Origin of the sequence: Sinorhizobium terangae (assembly GCF_009601505.1) — a bacterium.
GTDB lineage: Bacteria > Pseudomonadota > Alphaproteobacteria > Rhizobiales > Rhizobiaceae > Sinorhizobium > Sinorhizobium terangae.
In genome coordinates this window covers 1-19912 of the sequence record NZ_WITC01000045.1, presented here as the reverse complement: position 1 = coordinate 19912, position 19912 = coordinate 1, and the positions used below count along the sequence as shown (strand labels likewise).

Sequence of the window (19912 nt, the reverse complement as noted above, 5' to 3'; positions counted from 1 at the left end):
CGTCAATCTGGCTGGGTGAACTCGGATCGGGAGGCAGGCATGCCGGAAATAACCGTCAACGTGCGCTACATGGTGGATGACGTCGAGGCTTCCATCGAGTGGTACACTAAGCATCTGGGCTTTTCGCTTCTTTCCAACCACGCTCCGGCTTTCGCGGACGTCAAGCGCGGAGCGTTGCGGCTATTGCTCAGTGGCCCCTTGAGTTCCGCGGGCCGACCGATGCCCGACGGCGAGCGTCCCGCGCCCGGCGGCTGGAATCGTATCCACCTCATCGTCGATGATCTGGCTGCCGAGGTCGCGCGACTGAAAGCCGGCGGGGCCAAGTTCCGCAACGACATCGTCACCGGACCAGGCGGATCACAGATCCTGCTGATCGACCCGTCCGGCAATTTCGTCGAGTTGTTTCAGCCCGCCGGTCGCTGACGGGCGCTGCAAAGCAAGTTGGACTGGAACGGTTTACGGAGCGCCGTAGCTGGACAGCGCTCCGCCGGATTTGAACTATCGGAATTCAGGCGGTTATTTTTTGCCCAGGACTTCGGAGATGGCGCCGACTGCCGCCGTCACGACGATGTCGGCCTCTTCCCGCGTCAGGCAGAGGGGCGGGGCAAAGCCCAGGATGTCACCCTGCGGCATCGCCCGGCCGAGGACGCCGCGCTCTGCCAGCGCCGTAGCCACCCTTGGGCCGACCTTCAGCGCCGGATCGAAGAACTTCCGATCGTCCCGGTCCTCAACGAACTCGATCGCCGCCATCAGACCATCTCCGCGCACTTCGCCGACGTGCCTGTGCTCCGAGAACGCCTTTGCAAGCTCGGATCGGAAATAGGCTCCGGTCGAGCCGGCGTTCTCGACGATGCCGAGTTCGTCGATCAGTTCGAGATTGGCGATACCGGCGGCCGCGCAGATCGGGTGGGCGGAGTAGGTCCAGCCATGGCCGATCGGGCCGAGTTCGTCCGATCCCTGCACCAGCACCTGCCACATCTTTTCCGAGACGATGCTGCCGGAAAGGGGCGCATAGGCCGAAGTCAGGCCCTTGGCGATGGTGATGAGGTCCGGCTTGATGCCGTAGTGATCGGAACCGAACGTGGTGCCGAGACGTCCGAACCCCGTGACGACCTCGTCGGCGACGAGCAGGATGTCGTATTTCTCAAGCACCGCCTGGATCTTCTGCCAGTAGCCCTTCGGCGGCGGCACGATGCCGCCCGTACCAAGGATCGGCTCACCGATGAAGGCTGCGATCGTATCCGGCCCTTCGGCGAGGATCATTTCCTCCAGCTTGTCCGCGCAATATTGCGAGAACTGCTCCTCATTCATCGAGCGGTCTGGACGGCGGAAATAGTAGGGCGCCTCGGTATGCAGGATCGGTGCGCGCGGCAGATCGAAGGCATTATGGAATAGGTGCAGGCCGGTCAGCGAGCCGGTCATCACGCCTGAACCGTGATAGCCGCGCCAACGCGAAATGATCTTCTTCTTCTCGGGCCTGCCGAGAATGTTGTTGTAGTACCAGATGAGCTTGATGTTGGTCTCGTTGGCATCCGAGCCGGAAAGGCCGAAATAGACGCGACTCATGCCTTTCGGCGCGCGATCGATGATCATCTTGGAGAGTCGGATCGACGCCTCGGTGCCGTGGCCGACATAGGCGTGATAATAGGCGAGGTTCTTCGCCTGTTCGCCGATCGCCTCGGCGATCTTCTGCCGGCCATAGCCGACATTGACGCAGTAGAGGCCAGCGAAGGCGTCGAGGCTGCGCTTGCCGGTGACATCGGTGATGTAGACGCCTTCGCCGCCGCCGATGACCCGTGTCGCGCTCTCGCCGCGCGCATGCATGCCCATATGCGTGGACGGATGGAAGAAATGGTCGCGGTCCCAGGCGGTGAGTTCGTTGCTTTTATCGAGCATGGTCTTTCCTTTCGTCAAATCGGTTCAGGCGGCGGTGTCGATGCAGAGATATTTGAGTTCGGTGAAGGCCTCCATGCCATGGCGTGAGCCTTCGCGCGCCAAGCCGGACTGCTTCCAGCCGCCGAAAGGGATCGGTCCGCCGGTGATCTTCACCCGGTTGATTGCCACCATGCCGTATTCGAGCGCCCGTGCGAGCCGCAGCTGGCGAGCGCCGTTTTGCGTGACGACATAGGCCACGAGGCCATATTCGGTGTCGTTCGCCCGGGCGATCACCTCATCCTCGCTGTCGAATGCGGTGACGGCGGCTACGGGGCCGAATGTCTCTTCACGCATGATCAGCGCGTCGTCCAGCACATCGGTGAGCACGGTCGGCTGGAAGAACAGCGGCCCTGCCGCGTGCCGCTTGCCGCCGATCGCGAGTTTCGCGCCGCATTTCAGCGCGTCGGCGACCTGCTCCTCGACCTTGGCGATGGCACGCTCATGCATGAGCGGTCCGATGTCCGTGCCTTGTGCGAGGCCCGCGCCGACCTTGAGACGGGAAACGCGTGCAGCGAAAGCCTCGTTGAAGGCTTTGAGGATCGGGCGTTCGACATAGATCCGGTTCGCCGCCAGGCAGTCCTGCCCGGAGGTCGCGAACTTCGCGGCGATCGCGATGTCTGCAGCCTTCTCCACATCGGCATCGGCGAAAACGATGAGCGGCGCGTGGCCGCCGAGTTCCATTACCAGCCGCTTCATCGTCGGAGCGCACTGGCGGGCGATCAGCTTGCCGATCTCGGTCGAGCCGGTGAAGCTCATGGCGCGGACGCGGGATTCCTCGCACAGGCGGCCGACAATGGTCGCGGCATCACCGGTAACAACATTGAAGACGCCTGCCGGAAGGCCGGCGCGCTCGCCGAGTTCCGCAAGCGCAAGGGCGGAAAGCGGCGTCTCGGAGGAGGGGTGGGCAACGACTGTGCAGCCGGCGGCAAACGCAGCGGCCGCCTTTCGGGTGATCATCGCGGAGGGGAAGTTCCAGGGCGTGACGACGCCGACCACGCCGAGCGCTTCACGGCGCACGATCATCTCCGCTCCCGGCAGATGGCTCGTCACGCTCTCAGCGTTAAGCCGCTTGCCTTCCTCGGCATACCACTCGATGAAGGAGGCGGCGTAGTCGATTTCGCCACGGGATTCCGCAAGCGGTTTGCCCTGCTCCAGCGTCATCAGCAGCGCGAGATCCTCCTTGGCGGCGAGCATCAGCTCGTACCATTTGCGCAGAATGGCGGCGCGTGCTTGCGGCAGCATGCTACGCCATGCCGGGAAAGCCTTGGCAGCGGCATCGACGGCTTCGGAAGCCTGGGCGGCTTCGAGTGAGGCAACCCAGGCAAGCGTCGCACCCGTTGCCGGGTCTGAGACCTCGAAGGCCTTGCCGTCACGCCCGGCAACCCAGCGCCCTCCGACATAGGCGAGCTCCCGTAAGAGCTGCCGATCATTCAGGTGGTTCAATGCGTCATGGAAGGTCGTGCGCGCGAAAACAGCTGTCATGTCCGATCTCCTCTCGTGTTGGCTGTAGTCTGGACTGCAACAGGGAGAGAAGTTGTCTATTCCGGGCACATCCGGCAGAGAGTTGGACTAAATAACCGGGATTGGGGAGCCGGATTGTCTACGGCGTATCAGGGATCAGGCTGGTGAGCGGGAGCTGGGTTTCTTCCTTGACCGTCTTGGTGACGATGTAAGTGAAATAGCGGTCGATGCCCAACTCGCGATCCAGCAAGCCATCGATGAGCCGCTGGTAGGCGTCGACGTCGGGTGTCATGATTTTCAGAATATAGTCGACGCCGCCGCCGACGGACCAGCAGGCGACGATTTCGGGGATCGACGCGACCACCCGTTCGAAGCGTTCGAAATCGGTCTGGCGATGGTTGCCGAGCGTGATTTCGGTGAGAACGCTCGTGACCGGGGTCACCCGGCGCATGGCGAGCCGCGCGTGATAGCCCGTTACTATCCCGGCCTTTTCCAGTTTCCTCAGCCTCAGCCAGCACGGTGTTGGCGACAGCCCCGCCTTTTCGGCGAGCGCCAGCTTGGTAATTCTTCCGTCCTTCTGGATCGCCTCCAGGATGCGCAGATCAATGGCATCAAGCTTGATCATGCCTTGGAACGCTCTTCGGACAGTTCCGACTTCTCGGCATAGGCCATCATGCGGTGGAAGCTCATCGAGATATGGGCCCGCCGAATGTACCCGATCGCCTCCCAGTCGCCGATTTCGGCGGCGGACAGGACAGCCTGCATCTCGTTGCGAAAGGCCGAGTACTCTTCCGCCAATCCGAGCTTCGGCATCATTTTCAAGACGACGCGAACGACCTGATAGTACAGTCGCTCGCTGATCTCCCGCAGCGGGAGGTTTCCCGTAAACGCCCTGATTTCGGTAAAGAATGCCATGTTCAGGTGCAGGAAGGCCTTTTGTGTGGGATTTCTCATCTCCTCGTCGCAGCGGGCTATCAGCGCCCTGATCCTTTCGAGATCCTCGGCGCTGCGCGGGATCGGCGAAAGCTTGCCGACCAGAAGCGCAAGTTCCATGCGCAAATGATAGATCTGCACCAATTCCCCGATATCGGGGTCGGTCACGATCGTCCCGACACCATGCACCGATTCCACCAGCCCCTCGGACTCCAGCCTTGCCAGCACACGTCTCACGGGCGTGCGGCTGGTGGAAAATTCCTTCGCCAGCTCTTCCTCGGACAGACGGCTGCTCGGCGCGTATTCGAGCATGCAGATACGGTCCCTGAGGGTATGGTATATCCGGTCGAACCTCTCTCTGGCCGATGCCGGCTGGAGGGAGCTGCTGGTTTCGACATTGTCGGGCAATTCCGGATGCAAGATTATCCTGCTTCCAAGACAGCGTTCAGAAACTGCCTTGTCCTTTCGTTCTTGGGGTTTCCAAAGATTTCCGCAGGCGCGCCTTGTTCGCAAATCTTGCCTTGATAGAAGAAGCACACCCTGTCCGAAAACTCCTTGGCGAAACCCATCTGGTGGGTGACCATGAGCATGGTCAGGTCGTGTTCGCGCCCGATCTTCCTTATAACCTGCAGGACTTCGCCGACAAGTTCCGGGTCGAGCGCCGACGTGACTTCGTCGAACAACATGATCTTCGGGCGCATTGCAAGCGCCCGCGCGATCGCCACGCGCTGCTGCTGACCGCCCGACAGCTGCGACGGGTAGTGGTCCTTCTTGGCGGACAGGCCGACCATGTTGAGAAGTTCCGCCGCGCGTTCCTCGGCCTCCGAGCGCTTCATTCCGAGCACGGTTATCGGAGCTTCGATGCAGTTTCCCATCGCCGTCATGTGCGGGAAGAGGTTGAAGGACTGGAATACCATGCCGATTTTCGCGCGGATCCGGCGTATGTGCTTGGTGGTCGCAGGCACGAGCTTGCCGTTCTGCATCATGTGCGTCATCGGCTCCCCATCGACCCAGAGGACGCCGTCATTGATGGCCTCCAGCGTCATAAGCATGCGCAAGACGGTCGTCTTGCCGGAGCCCGAGGGACCGATGATCGACACCTTCTCGCCGCGGCCGATGTCAAGATTGAGATTGTCGAGAACGGTGAGCGGGCCGTAGCGTTTTGAAACGTTCTCGAAGCGTACCATTGGCATGTCGTTCATCTTTTATCTCCGCTGCAACCACGATTCGAGCATCCGGACCATGCCCGCTGAAACAAGACTCATAACCAGGAAGAACACCCCGACGAGTGTGACGGGCTCGGTATAGCGGAAGGTCTCGGATCCGATGTTCTTTGCGGTCTGCATGAGCTCGAGGACGGCAATGGCCGAAAGCAAGGGTGTCTCCTTGAAAAGCGCGATCAGATAGTTTCCGAGCGCAGGAACGACGGGAGGCAGCGCCTGAGGCAGGATTATATCCTTGAAAGTGTTCCAGGGAGACAGATTGAGAGCGATCGATGCCTCCCATTGCCCTCTCGGAACGTTCTCGAACCCGGCCCGGTAAACCTCGGAGCAATAGGCGGCATAGTGAATGCCGATCGCTGCCACGCCGGCCGTAAACGCATCCAGCACGAATCCTGCCTTCGGCAAGACGAAGTAGAGGAAGAATATCTGGATGAGCAGGGGCGTCGACCGGATCAGTTCCACGAGCACCGTGACGACCACACCGGCGGCCGGAAAAGCCAGCCTGATGGAGGCGAGCACAAGGCCGAGTGTCGCCGCTATGAGGAAACCGAGAGCGGTCGCTTCGACCGTCATGATCGCCGCTCGAGCAAGGACCGGCAGAATCTCGAATGTGAATGTCCAATCCCACATCAGGCGACCCTTCCGCGTGTCAGTCCCCTCGACGCGCGCTGCTCAAGCAGGCGCATGCCAATGGTGACGGTTAGAGAAATGGCCAGATAGATCAGCAGCACGAGGGTAAACACCGGGACGGTCTTCAGTGTGGTCTGGTTCATTTGCTGGGCCTTGAAGGTGAGGTCCGCGAGCGTAATCAGGGAAACGAGCGACGTGGACTTCACCAGTTCGATGAAAAGGTTGCCCCAGGGCGGGATCATCGCCGCAAACGCCTGCGGCAGAATGATCCGGCGCAGCATCTGTGCCTGCGACATGTTGAGCGCGATCGAAGCCTCCCATTGTCCGCGCGCCACGGAAACGATGGCACCCCGGACCACTTCCGCTCCATAGGCTCCAATGTTCAGGCCGAGCGCCAGAACCGCCACCACGAAGGCGTCGAGGAAGATGCCGAATTGCGGCAGGACGAAATAGAGCCAAAAGAGCTGCACCAACGCGGACGTGCCGCGGAAGATTTCAATGTAGGTCGTCGAAAGCCACCTTATCGGCAGAGGGCCGTAGAGCTTTGCGAGTGCCGCTATCAGCGCCATGAATACGGCGAGTACAGCACCCAGAAGCGTGATCTCTACCGTCAGGACGGCGCCGTCGAGCAAGCCCGGCATGAAGAGCCGGTAATCAGGGTTCGCCGAAAGCAGGGCAATCAGCAGCAACGTTGCCGCGAGCATCGCGGCGAGCATGCGAATCCACATCTGGGTCCCTCATGAACGCAGGGATTGGAAGTGCGGCGCTTTCGCGCCGCCGGCCAGAAGGCGTTACTCGCCTGCGCAAAGCTGCGCGGTCGTCTTGTTTGGCAGATAGGCCTTGCCAAAGCCCAGCGGTTCGACGAGGGCGATGTGTTCGGGGGTGCCCAGGAAGGCGGCGAGCTCCTTGTTGAAGGCCTCGACGAGGTCCTTGTCTTCCTTGCGGAAGCCGAAGCCGCCATGGCCCTTGACCGACTTTCCGGCAACTTCACCGAAGGGTTCGGTCGATTCCACGCCTTCCGCCTTCTTGGCCATCTCGGCGATGGAGAGCGCGGTCAGCGCTGCCGCATCCGCGCGGCCGGCCTGGACGGCGGCGACGAGGCTGGACTGATCGGGCAGCGAGATGACCTGGTCGGGCGCGACGCCGGCATCCTTGGCGTAGCCGTTCTCGACAGCACCCGCCATCACGGCAAGCTTCAGGTCCTTGTTGGACGCAAAGGTGGAATAGTCCTTGACCCCCTTGGGGTTGCCCTTCGCGACCAGCATGGCCTGCCCGATGCCATAGGAGGGCTCGGAGAAGGCGATCTCGGCGCAACGTTTGGGATTGATGAACATGCCCGCCGCGATGATGTCGAAGCGACCTGCCTTCAAGCCCGGAATGAGCGAGCCGAATTCAGTGAGGACGCCGTCCACTTCCGCGATGCCCATTTTCTTGAGTACGGCCTTCGCAACTTCCGGCGCTTCTCCCGTGAGCTTTCCGTCCGGCGTCGCAAATCCGAAAGGCGCCTCATTGGCAAATCCGATGCGGATATAGCCGGCAGCCTTTGCCTTCTCGAGGGTCGACTCGGCATGGGCGTAGCCGGAGAAGGACACGGCGGCAATCGTGAGGGCTGCTGCCCTCAGTGCATTCCTGCGGGAAATGAGAGTTTTGAACATGGGTTCCCCTTTTATTTGAACATGGTGTTCGCCTCACACGGCATGGATGCCTCGCGAGAGAATAGAAGTATACATCTGTCTCTCGTTTTGGCAAGAAGGTCCGCAAGAAATACGAAAAACTGGAAAGCCAGTTGCGTGTCGCGCAAAATGATGTACACATCTATGTCGTCGTACACGATGGAGGAGATGTCGTGAGCAGGTCGGCTGTTTTTACCGCGGCGGAGTATTCACGCCGGATCCGTGACGTGAAGAAGCGCATGGAGCGGGCGGGCTTCGACCTCATCATCTGTCAGGATCCCGCGAACATGGGTTGGCTCACCGGCTACGACGGCTGGTCCTTCTATGTTCCGCAGTGCGTCCTCGTGCACGCGGACGGGGAACTGCCCATCTGGTTCGGCCGCGCGCAGGACGAGAAGAGCGCCCTTCTGACGACCGGCTTGCCTCAGAGCAACGTCGTGCCGTTTTCGGAGTATCTGGTGCAGAACCCGGAAGACCACCCCTTTGACGAGCTTGCCGAACTGGTGCGGGCCCGTGGCTGGGGGAAGGCGCACATCGGTGTGGAGATGGACGCGCACTACTACACGGCGCGGTGCCACGCCCATCTCGTCAAGGGGCTTCCGGACGCCCGCTTTTCCAACAATGGCGATCTCGTCAATTGGGCTCGCCTGATCAAATCCGAGCCCGAACTGACCTTAATGCGTGAGGCCGGCGCCATTTGCTCACATGCCATGGAGCGGGCCGTCGCGAAGATGAGCCCCGGGGTGCCGCAGAACGAAGTCATCGCCGAGCTCTATCACGCCCAGATCATGGGCGTCGGTGGTCTCGGCGGCGACTATGCCGCCATCTGCCCGCTGATGCCCGTCGGTGAAGGCACCGCCACGCCGCATCTGACCTGGACCGAGGATCCCCTGCCGCAGTCCGGCCTCGCGATCCTTGAAATCGCCGGGGTCAGGCGGCGTTACCATGCGGCGCTTACCCGCACGGTGCATTTTGGGCGGCCGCCGCAGGCCTACATCGATATCGCCAAGGCAATTGTCGACGGTGTGGACGCCGGGCTCGAAAAGGCGCGTTCCGGCAACACCGCCGAGGAGGTCGAGGCCGCATGGCAGGCCGTTCTGCGCAGCCGGGGGCTGAAAAAGGAAAGCCGCGTCGGTTATCCGATCGGCCTGGCCTATCCGCCGGACTGGGGCGAGCGCACGGTCAGTCTCCGTCCGGGCGACCGGACCGAGCTGCAGCCAGGCATGTGCTTTCACATGATGGCGGGTGTCTGGCTTGGCGATTTCGGCCTGGCGATATCCGAGTCCTTCGTCGTCACGGACAAGGGCGGGGAGAAGCTTTGCACGTCGCCCCGGGAGCTGATCGTCGTCGAATAGACGCCCATTGATATCCATTCGAAGCGCCGCCGACCGAGGGCGGAAGACAAGAGAGAAACCATGGACGGTAATCCCTTTACCGATGGCGAGATCGCGCGCCGTCTTGATGCTGTAAGAGCCGGGCTCGTCGATCGCGGACTTGACGCGGCGGTTTTCGCATCGCCGGAAAACATCTTTTATCTGACCGGTCTCGACCACTGGGGCTACTTTGCCCCCCATCTTCTCGTCGTTCCGCTCCGGGGCAAGCCCACGCTCGTCACCCGCGCGATGGAGCGGGTGACGATCGAGAACCATGTCCGTGCGGCCGAGTTCCGCGGCCACAGCGATAGCGAAACCGCGGCCGACCTTACGTCGCGCATCCTCAACGATCAGGGCTTTGCCGGAAAGCGGCTCGGGCTCGAGCAATGGACGTCCGGGCTGAGCCACGGGCTTGCGCGGCGGCTGGAATCGCTCGTGTCCGCCGAGTGGAGCGATGTCTCCAACCTGGTGGATCAATTGCGACTGGTGAAGAGCGCCGAGGAGCAAGTCCTCATGCGGCGGGCGGCCGCGGTCACGGACGCGGCGGCCGGTGCCGCCATTGAGGCGATTGCCGACGGTGCACGGGAGCGCGACGTTGCTGCGGAGTGCATCGCGGCGATGACCCGCGCGGGAGGTCACGTGCCGGGCTTTGGCCCCTTCATCCGTCCGGCCTCCCGCCTTGGCGAGGAGCACACGACTTGGGGATCGGGAAACTACCGCCAAGGAGAGCCGGTCTTCATCGAGCTTTCCGGATGCATCTCGCGCTATCACGCGCCGCTCGGGCGCCTGATCCGGCTTGGAGGCATCAGCGACGCCGATGCGCGCATGGCGGAAGTGACGGCGGCGGCCTTTAACGCCGTTGTCGGGGCGCTCAGACCCGGCGCGCGCGCCCGGGATGTCTATACCGCCTGGCAGGGCGTCGTCGATGATGCGGGCCTTTCCCATTACCGCCGCCATCACTGCGGCTACTGCGTGGGCGTCGGCCAGCCGCCGTCGTGGACGGGCGGAAACACGGTGACCGGTCTCAGGCACGATTCCGATCTCGAGATCAGCACGGGCATGAGCTTCCACATTCTTTCCTGGCTCATGGGGACCGGAAAGGGGGACGATTTCGTCTCCAACACCGTCTTGCTGACGGAGACCGGACCCGAGGTGCTGACGCGCACGCCGCTCGGCCCGATCGTTCGATAGGACTTTGTCATGAGCCGCTATTCGGTCTTCTCGCTGCTGCGCCACGCAGCCACAGGCAACCGGGGATGGCAACGCGCCTGGCGGGCCGCCACTCCGAAGGCCTCCTATGACGTCGTCATCATAGGTGGGGGCGGGCACGGCCTCGCGACCGCCTTCTACCTCGCCGAGAACCACGGCATCCGCAACGTCGCGGTGCTGGAGAAGGGCTATATCGGCGGCGGCAATGTGGGCCGGAATACGACGGTCATCCGGTCGAACTATCTGCTCGACGGCAACACCCAGTTCTACGAGTTCTCCATGAAGCTCTGGGAGGGAATGTCAGCGGCGCTGAACTTCAACGTCATGTTTTCCCAGCGCGGCCAGCTCGTGACGGCACATTCGGCGGATCAGCTCGATACGTTCAGCCACCGCGCCAATGTCATGCGCTCGAACGGCATCGATGCGGAGATTCTCGACCGGGACGCCGTGCGCAAGCTCGTGCCCTATCTCGACTTCTCCGACACGGCGCGGTTTCCGATCCATGGGGCGATCTTCCAGGGGCGCGCCGGCACGGCCCGCCACGATGCGGTTGCATGGGGCTATGCGCGCGCGGCAAGCGGCCACGGTGTCGACATCATCGAAGGCTGCGAAGTTACGGACTTTGTCCGGCAGGGCGACCGGATCGTCGGCGTTGAAACCACTCGCGGCCGCATCGGTGCCGGCCGGGTCGGCCTTGCGGTGGCCGGCCATACCTCGGTCCTTGCCCAGAAGGCGGGGCTGGAGCTCCCGATCGAGAGCCATCTGCTTCAGGCCTTCGTAACGGAGCCGGTCAAGCCGCTGGTCGACCATGTCGTCGCCTACGGGGCGGACCACTTCTACCTCAGCCAGTCCGACAAGGGCGGCCTCGTCTTCGGCGGCAATCTCGACGGCTACAATTCCTACTCCCAGCGCGGCAATACCGGCGTGCTGCGCGAGGTCTGCGAAGCTGCGATCGCGCTGATGCCGAACATCTCGCGCCTGCGCCTGCTGCGCCATTGGGGCGGCATCATGGACATGACGCCGGACGCCAGCCCGATCATCTCGCTGACGCCCGTCGATGGCCTCTATCTGAATGGCGGCTGGTGCTACGGCGGGTTCAAGGCGACGCCCGCATCCGGCTGGTGCTTCGCCGAGATGCTGGCGACTGGCGAGACGCCGGCGCTCGTCCGCGGCTATGGGCTGGGGCGCTTCCGCAGTGGGCACATGATCGACGAGGCTGGTGCCGGCCCCTTCGCGTGGCTTCAATAGGAGAGCGAGATGCTTCGTATCGACTGCCCCTGCTGCGGCATGCGTGACCACAGTGAATTCCGTTACGGCGGCGATGCCACCGTCGAGCGCCCCGCTCACGACAATCCGGATGGCGATGCCTGGTATCGCTACGTGTACGTGCGCGCCAATCCCAAGGGGCTGCATCGGGAATATTGGCAGCACGTTCTCGGCTGCCGCCAATGGCTTGTCGTCGAGCGCGACACGGTCACGCACTCGATCCATTCGGTCAGTTTTTCAAGAAGGCAACGGGCATGATACCCACCGAAAAGCGCCTTGCGTCGGGCGGATATCTGGACCGCTCGCAAGTCATCAAGTTTATGTTCGATGGCCGTCCGTATGCGGGATTCAAGGGAGACACGCTCGCTTCCGCCCTGCTTGCGAGCGGGGTCGCGCTGGTCGGCAGGAGCTTCAAGTATCATCGTCCCCGCGGCATCCTTTCTGCCGGTGCCGAAGAGCCGAACGCGCTGGTGACGGTTGGCACCGGCGCGCGCCGGGAGCCGAACCTGCCGGCCACGATGCTTGAACTGGCATTCGGCCTGGATGCGGCAAGCCAGAACAACTGGCCGTCGTTGCGTTTCGATGTCCAGAGCGTCAACAGCCTGTTCAGCCCGCTGCTTTCATCGGGCTTCTACTACAAGACCTTCATGGGACCGAGCCGCCGGGCCTGGATGTTCTATGAGCACTTCATCCGCAAGGCCGCCGGTCTCGGCAAGGCGACAATGCTGCCCGACCCGGATGTTTACGACTCCCGTGACGATTTCACGGACGTGGCGGTCGTCGGCAGTGGCGCGGCCGGACTTTCCGCCGCCCGGGCCGCCGCGCAAGCCGGAGCGCGTGTGCTGCTGATCGAGCAGGACTTCGAACTCGGCGGCCGCCTGCTTTCCGAGCCTGCGGGAGCGGCATGGCTCGGCGCGATGCGGGCAGAGCTTGAGGAAATGGCGAACGTGCGCATCATGCGCCGCACGACCGCCTTCGGCCTCTATGACGGGAACACGCTTGCACTGATCGAGGATGCGGATCCCTTCGCTGGCCCCGCGATGGATGCGGCGCGGAAAACCTTCACATTGCTGCACGCCCGCAGCATCGTTTTTGCGACGGGCGCGATCGAGCGGCCGATGGTCTTCCCGAACAATGACCGTCCCGGCGTCATGCTGAACTCGGCGATCAGAGCCTATGTCAATCGCTACGCGGTTCTGCCCGGCAGGAACGTCGTGATCGCGACCGCCGACGACAGCGCTTATCTCACCGCTTTCGATCTCCTCGCCCACGGCGCACGCGTCACGATCGCCGACGCAAGGCCGCTCGCGGCGCCGACGCTGCTTGCGAAGGCCAAGCAACTGGGTGCTGAGATTCACCTCGCGACGAATGTCGCGGACGTGAAAGGCAAATATGCGGTAACCGGTGTCGTTCTCGCAGGAAAATCAGGCACCACCGGCGTCAGTTGCGATCTGGTCGGCATGTCCGCCGGCTGGTCTCCGGTGCTGCATCTGACGTCGCACCAGGGAGTGAAGCCTGTCTACCGCCCAGAGATCGACGCCTTTGTTCCGGGGCAGCTCCCCGAAACCCAGTTCGTCGCGGGCGCGGCGGGCGGAAGCTTGAGCGTCTCGGCGGCGATCGCCGAGGGTGCCAGCGCCGGCCGCGCGGCGGCCGCCGTCGCCGGAAAGGTCGGGACAGTCACCGAAGCGCCCGCTTTGGAGATCGAGGAGGCGGCCGGACAGACGACCGTCTACAAGCCGATCTTCGGTCAGCGAAAGGCATTCGTCGATTTCCAGATGGACGTGACGCTCGACGATATCCAACTCGCCCAGCGGGAAGGCTACGAGTCGGTCGAGCACCTCAAGCGCTATACGACGCTCGGTATGGGTACCGACCAAGGCAAGACCAGCAATATCAACGCCCTGAAGGTGATGGCCAAATTGCGCGGGATTTCGATCCCGGGGGCCGGAACGACTACCTTCCGGCCGCCCTATACGCCGGTGGCGATCGGGGCGGTTGCCGGGCGTGCGACAGGTCACCACTTCCGTCCCTACCGTCTCACGCCGATCCACGACTGGCATACCGCAAATGGCGCGCAGATGCTCGAGGTCGGGCTCTGGATGCGGCCGTGGTTCTTCGAGGCTTCCGGCAAGGATGTGAACACGGCTTACGTCAACGAAATGCGGCTTGTGCGATCCGCGGCGGGGATCATGGACATCTCGACACTCGGCAAGATCGACATCCAGGGACCGGACGCAGCCGCCTTTCTCGACAGGGTCTACGCCAACGGTTTCGCCAGCCTTAAAGTCGGGCGGGCGCGTTACGGCGTCATGCTGCGCGACGACGGAATTGTTTTCGATGATGGAACGACGACCCGCCTCGAGCAGAACCGCTTCTTCATGACGACGTCGACCGCCAAGGCGGCGGACGTGCTTTCCTGGCTGGAGTTCCTGCTGGACACGGCGTGGCCGGATTTGCGCGTCTCCGTTTCATCGGTCAGCGACGAATGGGCGGGCATGTCGGTCGCTGGGCCTGAGAGCGCCAAAATACTCGCGGCGGCGTTCCCGGAGATCGATTTCTCCAACGAGGCGCTGCCGCACATGGGGCTGGCCGAGGGAATGTTCAAGGAAAGTCCGCTGAGGATCATACGCCTCAGCTACTCCGGCGAGCGCGCCTACGAGATCTATGTCGGGGCCTCGAATGGAGAAGCCGCCTGGCGGCATCTCATCGACGCCGGCGCGCCTCACGGCCTGAAACCCTACGGCGTCGAGGCGCTTGGTGCGCTGCGCATCGAAAAGGGCCACGTAGCCGGCCCGGAAATCGACGGCAGGACGACGCTTGCGGACCTCGGCATGGGCCGGATGGTCGCCAAGCGCAGCGGCTATGTCGGCGAGGCGCTCAGCCATCGGGAGGCTTTTCAGGCTGCAAACCGCCAGCGGCTGGTCGGCCTCAAATGCGTCGAACCGGGCAAACGGCTTCGCGGTGGGGCGCTTCTGTTTGCGCCCGGCGAGCCGCTGCAAGGCCACGGCCACGGCCGCATGACGTCGATCACCTACAGTCCGGAGCTGGACTGCTACGTCGGCCTCGGACTGCTTGCCGCGGACTTCAAAGGCGACGAGGTGATCGCCTCCTATCCCATGAAAAATGAAGTCGTGCGGGCGCGCGTCGTTTCGCCTGTCTTCCTCGATCCCGCCGGAGAACGCATGCATGGTTGAGACGTCATCCGCCAAGCGCATGGTGCTGAAGCAACTGCCATGCCCGCTCATTCAATGCGATGCCTGGGAGGGCACCCTTGCGGCTTTCGAGTCGGCGCTTGCCGGCGAGATCGGTGGCGCCCTGCCGATCCAGGTCGGGCAGATTGCCGGCCGCGACGGCCTCAGCGTCGTGCGCGCCGGACCACGGCGCTTCTGGATTTTCCCGTTCGAGCGCTCGTCGGCGATCGCTTCCGGCATTCCGCCCGAATTAGGCTGCAGGCTCGACCTCAGCGAAGGGCGGATACGCATCGAGGTCTCCACGCCCGATCTGCGCGATGTCGTCTCCAAGTGTCTGGCGATCGACTGGGACCGCACACTGGGCGTTGCGACCTTTTCTTCGCTGCACCGCATCCCGGTCATGTTCACGCGTTTCTCGGAGCGCGATGGCGAATTTGTCGTGCCGCGAAGCTTCGCAAGGAGCATCTCTGAATGGCTGGAGGAATGCCAGTGATGGAGCTCGACGCTTTCCTGGCGGCCCGGCAACGGATCGCCGGCCGGGTGCTGCGCACCCCATTTGTCCTTTCCGCGTCGCTTTCCGAGCGCTGCGGCGTGCCAGTCGGCCTGAAGCTCGAACACCACCAGACGACCGGCAGCTTCAAGCTGCGCGGCGCTACCAACGCCGTCCTGTCGCTCAGCCCGCAGGAGCGGGCGCGCGGCGTCGTGGCGGCTTCGACCGGCAATCACGGCCGGGCGCTTGCCCATGCGGCGAAAGCCGAAGGATCGAGCGCAACGATCTGCATGTCGCGGCTGGTGCCCGAGAACAAGGTCTCGGAGATCCGGCGCCTCGGCGCGAATGTGAGGATCGTCGGCAGATCGCAGGACGAGGCCCAGCAGGAGGTCGACCGTCTGGTCAGCGAGGAGGGGCTGGTGATGGTGCCGCCGTTCGATCATCCGGCGATCGTTGCCGGCCAGGGTACCTTGGGGCTGGAGATAGTCGACGACATGCCGGATGTGTCGACGGTGCTGGTGCCGCTATCGGGCGGCGGGCTCGCGGCGGGCGTCGCCGCAGCGGTCAAAGCGCGCCGGCCAAAGGCACGGGTGATCGGGCTGACGATGGAGCGCGGTGCGGCGATGAAGGCAAGCCTCGACGCCGGCCGGCCCGTGCAGGTCGAAGAAGAGGAAAGTCTTGCGGACTCGCTCGGCGGCGGGATCGGACTCGACAACCGCGTCACTTTCACCATGTGTCGTGATCTCCTCGACGAAGTCGTGCTGCTTTCCGAAGAAGAGATCGCCGCGGGCATGCGACACGCCTACGAACAGGAACGCGAGATTGTCGAGGGGGCAGGGGCCGTCGGCTTTGCGGCACTTTTGGCGGGCAAGATCAAAGACATTGGCGGACCTGTCGCGCTGATCCTTTCAGGGCGCAACATCGACATGGGGCTGCACCGGCGCGTGATCAACGGCGAGAAGGATCCCCTGCGGGAGGGTAGTAGAACATGACACAAATGAAGATCCTCACAGAGGCTGATCTGAGGGCGGTCGTATCGCTCGACCTCGAGGCGGTCGATTGCGTCGAGAGCGCTTTCCATGCCTTGGCCACAAAGGCCGTGGCAATGCCGCCCATCCTGCGGCTGGACATTCCGGAGTATCGCGGCGAGGTCGACGTCAAGACGGCCTATGTTCCCGGCATCGAAGGCTTTGCAATCAAGATCAGCCCTGGCTTCTTCGACAATCCCAAGATCGGCTTGCCGAGCACCAACGGGATGATGGTGCTGCTGTCCAGCCGCACCGGCCTCGTTCAGGCGCTGTTGCTCGATAACGGCTACCTGACGGATGTCCGCACCGCCGCCGCCGGAGCGGTTGCCGCGAAGCATCTCGCCCGCAAGGATGCCAGCGTTGCCGCGGTTCTGGGAGCCGGGATGCAGGCGAAGCTGCAGCTTCAGGCGCTCGCGCTGGTGCGGCCAATCCGCGAAGCGCGCATCTGGGCGCGGGATCATGCCAAGGCCGAGGCTGCGGCAGATGAGCTTGCCGAAAAGCTCGGGATCCCCGTGACCGCCGTTTCAGACGCGAAGGCAGCTGTCTCGGGCGCACACGTCATCATCACGACGACGCCCTCGGTCACGCCCATTCTGAAAGCGGAATGGCTCGAGAAGGGACAGCACGTTACGGCGATGGGCTCGGACGCCGAGCACAAGAACGAGATTGAGCCCGCCGCCATTGGCCGCGCGGACCTCTATGTGGCCGACAGTCTCGCGCAGACGCGCCGGCTCGGCGAACTGCATCACGCCATTGAGGCTGGCGTCGTCGGGGCCGGACGTGACTTCCCCGAACTCGGGCAGATCATCGCCGGGCAGAGACCGGGACGCGCGGACGCCGCTCAGATCACCATCGCGGATCTCACCGGAACCGGCATTCAGGATACGGCAATCGCCACCCTCGCCTTCACGCGGGCCAATGCGGCGGATGCCGGGACTACGTTCGAAAGCTAGACCCTGGGAAAAATCGAGGAAACGACGATGACTCAACCCAATCTCAAATTTTCCTTGGCGGAATATGAAGCAAGACTGCTGAAAACGCGCCAGTCGATGGAGGCGAAGGGCATCGATCTGCTGATCGTCAGCGACCCATCGAACATGGCCTGGCTGACGGGCTATGATGGCTGGTCGTTCTACGTGCACCAGGCCGTGATCGTACCGCTATCGGGCGAGCCGATCTGGTTCGGCCGCGGCCAGGACGCCAACGGTGCGAAGCTGACCGCCTATCTGAAGCACGAGAGCATCATCGGCTACCCCGACCATTACGTGCAGTCGACCGAACGCCATCCCATGGATTACCTCTCCGGCATCCTTGCCGACCGCGGCTGGGGTGCACTCAGGATCGGCGTCGAGATGGACAACTACTGGTTCTCCGCCGCCGCGTTCGCCTCGCTGCAAAAGCATCTGCCGAATGCCCGCTTCGTCGATGCGACCGCGCTCGTCAACTGGCAGCGCGCGGTCAAGAGCGAGACCGAGATCAGGTACATGCGCAACGCGGCCCGTATCGTCGAGGGCATGCATCGCCGTATCTTCGAAAAGATCGAGGTCGGCATGCGCAAATGCGATCTCGTCGCGGAGATCTATGACGCCGGCACGCGCGGGGTTGACGGGATCGGCGGCGACTACCCGGCGATCGTGCCGCTGCTGCCCTCGGGCCGCGATGCAACCGCGCCGCATCTTACCTGGGACGACAAGCCCATGAAGGCGGGTGAGGGGACCTTCTTCGAGATCGCCGGCTGCTACAATCGTTACCATGTGCCACTGTCGCGCACGGTCTTCCTCGGCAAGCCGACCCAGGCCTTTCTCGACGCGGAAAAGGCGACCCTCGAAGGAATGGAGGCGGGGCTTGCCGTCGCCAGGCCGGGCAACACCTGCGAGGACATAGCCAAGGCCTTCTTCGCGGTCCTGAAGAAATACGGCATCGTCAAGGACAACCGCACCGGCTATCCGATCGGGCTTTCCTATCCGCCGGACTGGGGTGAGCGCACCATGAGCCTGCGTCCCGGCGACAGGACGGAACTGAAACCGGGCATGACCTTCCACTTCATGACGGGGCTCTGGCTCGAGGACATGGGCTTTGAGACCACGGAAAGCATCCTCATCACCGAGACGGGTGTCGAGTGCTTCGCCAACGTGCCGCGCCAGCTCTTTATCAAGGACTAGCAACAAATGACCGAGACGATATTGCGGCCATCGCCGATCTCAGCAAGCGTCGATTTTTCGGCCGAAGGCGTCCAGCACGGCTTTCTGCGGCTGCCCTACAGCCGCGATGACTCCGCCTGGGGATCGGTGATGATCCCGATCACCGTCGTCAAGAATGGGGATGGCCCGACCGCCCTTCTCACGGGCGGCAATCACGGCGACGAGTACGAAGGGCCAATCGCGCTCTTCGATCTCGCCCGGACTTTGGAGCCGGATGAGGTGACGGGACGAGTCATTATCGTACCGGCCATGAACTATCCGGCCTTCACCGCCGGCACCCGCACGTCGCCGATCGACAAGGGCAATATGAACCGTAGCTTTCCGGGAAGACCGGACGGCACCGTGACGCAGAAGATCGCCGACTATTTCCAGCGAGAACTCCTGCCGCTCGCGGACATCGTTCTCGACTTCCACTCGGGGGGAAAGACGCTTGATTTCCTGCCGTTCTGCGCCGCCCACATCCTGCCGGACAAGGAGCAGGAGGCAACGGCTTTCGAATTGGTCAAGGCGTTCGGCGCGCCTTGGGCGATGAAGATGCTGGAGATCGATGCGGTCGGAATGTACGATACTGCAGCCGAAGAGATGGGCAAGGTGTTTATCACGACCGAGCTTGGCGGCGGCGGAACGGCAACCGCCAGGAGCGCCGGCATCGCCAAACGCGGCGTCAGGAACGTTCTTCGCGCCGCCGGCATTCTGAAGGGTGCAGTCGAGACATCGAAGACCGAATGGCTCGACATGCCGGACGGCGACTGCTTCTCCTTCGCGGAAGATGGGGGCCTGATCGAGCCACTCGTCGATCTAGGGGACAAGGTACGCAAGGGCGACGTGGTCGCCCGCATTTATCCCATCGGGCGCACCGGTGCCGAACCGGTCGCGATCAAGGCGAAGATGGACGGCCTGCTGGCTGCCCGGCACTTTCCAGGTCTGGTCAAGCAGGGCGACTGTGTTGCCGTCGTCGCGGTTTAGCTCACGTCCCAAGGAAGATAGTCGTGAAATCGCACATCCTTACAATTACCTGCAGGTCGACGACCGGCATCATCGCGGCAGTTTCGGGCTATCTCGCCGAAAAGGGCTGTAACATCACTGACAGCTCGCAATTCGACGATCTCGAAACGGGCCTGTTCTTCATGCGGTTGGTCTTCATCAGCGAGGAAGGTGTCAAGCTTGACGAATTGCGGGAAGGCTTCGAACCGGTCGCGAAACGGTTCGAGATGACGGCGGAGATCCGCGATTCCGAAGAGCGCATGAAGGTGCTGTTGATGGTGTCGCGTTTCGGCCATTGCCTCAACGACCTGCTCT

General features: G+C 62.9%; 20 protein-coding genes. 12 read left to right on the top strand and 8 right to left on the bottom strand.

Features of this window, described 5'->3' with window-relative positions; translation table 11 throughout:
* Positions 1-39: 39 nt before the first annotated feature.
* The gene (locus GHK62_RS12695) at positions 40-423 is read left to right on the top strand and encodes a VOC family protein (RefSeq protein WP_153439562.1); all 384 of its coding nucleotides are present in this window, start codon (positions 40-42) and stop codon (positions 421-423) included.
* A gap of 93 nt (positions 424-516) precedes the next feature.
* Here GHK62_RS12695 and GHK62_RS12690 read toward each other — a convergent pair whose 3' ends face one another.
* The 8 genes from GHK62_RS12690 to ehuB form a co-directional block, all read right to left on the bottom strand.
* Positions 517-1896, bottom strand: a complete 1380-nt coding sequence (locus GHK62_RS12690) for an aspartate aminotransferase family protein (RefSeq protein ID WP_153439561.1) — start codon at positions 1894-1896, stop codon at positions 517-519.
* A gap of 24 nt (positions 1897-1920) precedes the next feature.
* Complete coding sequence (locus tag GHK62_RS12685) at positions 1921-3417, bottom strand: NAD-dependent succinate-semialdehyde dehydrogenase (RefSeq protein ID WP_153439560.1); 1497 nt, start codon at positions 3415-3417, stop codon at positions 1921-1923.
* A 118-nt stretch (positions 3418-3535) separates the two neighbouring features.
* Positions 3536-4018, bottom strand: a complete 483-nt coding sequence (locus tag GHK62_RS12680; RefSeq protein ID WP_184108724.1) for an Lrp/AsnC family transcriptional regulator — start codon at positions 4016-4018, stop codon at positions 3536-3538.
* On the bottom strand, positions 4018-4737 hold the full coding sequence (locus GHK62_RS12675) for a GntR family transcriptional regulator (protein ID WP_268833791.1): 720 nt from the start codon (positions 4735-4737) through the stop codon (positions 4018-4020). Before GHK62_RS12675 ends, GHK62_RS12680 begins: the two co-directional genes overlap by 1 nt.
* A gap of 14 nt (positions 4738-4751) precedes the next feature.
* The gene (ehuA, locus tag GHK62_RS12670; protein ID WP_153439557.1) at positions 4752-5531 is read right to left on the bottom strand and encodes an ectoine/hydroxyectoine ABC transporter ATP-binding protein EhuA; all 780 of its coding nucleotides are present in this window, start codon (positions 5529-5531) and stop codon (positions 4752-4754) included.
* A gap of 3 nt (positions 5532-5534) precedes the next feature.
* Positions 5535-6185, bottom strand: coding sequence for an ectoine/hydroxyectoine ABC transporter permease subunit EhuD (gene ehuD / locus GHK62_RS12665; RefSeq protein WP_153439556.1), 651 nt, complete (start codon positions 6183-6185; stop codon positions 5535-5537).
* The gene (gene ehuC, locus GHK62_RS12660) at positions 6182-6910 is read right to left on the bottom strand and encodes an ectoine/hydroxyectoine ABC transporter permease subunit EhuC (protein WP_153439555.1); all 729 of its coding nucleotides are present in this window, start codon (positions 6908-6910) and stop codon (positions 6182-6184) included. Before ehuC ends, ehuD begins: the two co-directional genes overlap by 4 nt.
* Positions 6911-6973: 63 nt before the next feature.
* A complete protein-coding gene (gene ehuB, locus GHK62_RS12655; RefSeq protein WP_153439554.1) occupies positions 6974-7837 on the bottom strand; it encodes an ectoine/hydroxyectoine ABC transporter substrate-binding protein EhuB in 864 nt (287 codons plus the stop codon).
* Positions 7838-8028: 191 nt separating this feature from the next.
* On the opposite strand from ehuB, the gene GHK62_RS12650 reads away from it, so the two are divergent.
* The 11 genes from GHK62_RS12650 to GHK62_RS12600 form a co-directional block, all read left to right on the top strand.
* Positions 8029-9210, top strand: coding sequence for a M24 family metallopeptidase (locus tag GHK62_RS12650; protein ID WP_184108676.1), 1182 nt, complete (start codon positions 8029-8031; stop codon positions 9208-9210).
* Positions 9211-9270: 60 nt separating this feature from the next.
* Complete coding sequence (locus GHK62_RS12645) at positions 9271-10419, top strand: M24 family metallopeptidase (protein WP_153439553.1); 1149 nt, start codon at positions 9271-9273, stop codon at positions 10417-10419.
* Between the two features lie 9 nt (positions 10420-10428).
* Positions 10429-11685: a sarcosine oxidase subunit beta family protein gene (locus tag GHK62_RS12640; protein ID WP_153439552.1), complete on the top strand. Its 1257-nt coding sequence runs from the start codon at positions 10429-10431 to the stop codon at positions 11683-11685.
* A 9-nt stretch (positions 11686-11694) separates the two neighbouring features.
* Complete coding sequence (locus tag GHK62_RS12635; RefSeq protein WP_153439551.1) at positions 11695-11961, top strand: sarcosine oxidase subunit delta; 267 nt, start codon at positions 11695-11697, stop codon at positions 11959-11961.
* A complete protein-coding gene (locus tag GHK62_RS12630; RefSeq protein WP_153439550.1) occupies positions 11958-14897 on the top strand; it encodes a sarcosine oxidase subunit alpha family protein in 2940 nt (979 codons plus the stop codon). The genes GHK62_RS12635 and GHK62_RS12630 overlap by 4 nt, the downstream gene beginning before the upstream one ends.
* Complete coding sequence (locus GHK62_RS12625; protein WP_167528227.1) at positions 14890-15387, top strand: aminomethyltransferase family protein; 498 nt, start codon at positions 14890-14892, stop codon at positions 15385-15387. Before GHK62_RS12630 ends, GHK62_RS12625 begins: the two co-directional genes overlap by 8 nt.
* Positions 15387-16376, top strand: coding sequence for a hydroxyectoine utilization dehydratase EutB (gene eutB, locus GHK62_RS12620; protein ID WP_420377797.1), 990 nt, complete (start codon positions 15387-15389; stop codon positions 16374-16376). The genes GHK62_RS12625 and eutB overlap by 1 nt, the downstream gene beginning before the upstream one ends.
* Positions 16373-17365 (top strand): ectoine utilization protein EutC, encoded by a 993-nt coding sequence (gene eutC, locus GHK62_RS12615; protein WP_153439547.1) that lies wholly within the window; start codon positions 16373-16375, stop codon positions 17363-17365. Before eutB ends, eutC begins: the two co-directional genes overlap by 4 nt.
* Positions 17366-17392: 27 nt before the next feature.
* Complete coding sequence (gene doeA / locus GHK62_RS12610) at positions 17393-18574, top strand: ectoine hydrolase DoeA (RefSeq protein WP_153439546.1); 1182 nt, start codon at positions 17393-17395, stop codon at positions 18572-18574.
* A gap of 6 nt (positions 18575-18580) precedes the next feature.
* Complete coding sequence (doeB, locus tag GHK62_RS12605; protein ID WP_167528226.1) at positions 18581-19579, top strand: N(2)-acetyl-L-2,4-diaminobutanoate deacetylase DoeB; 999 nt, start codon at positions 18581-18583, stop codon at positions 19577-19579.
* A 23-nt stretch (positions 19580-19602) separates the two neighbouring features.
* The coding region (locus GHK62_RS12600) for an ACT domain-containing protein (RefSeq protein ID WP_337732371.1) at positions 19603-19912 on the top strand (310 nt) is incomplete at its 3' end.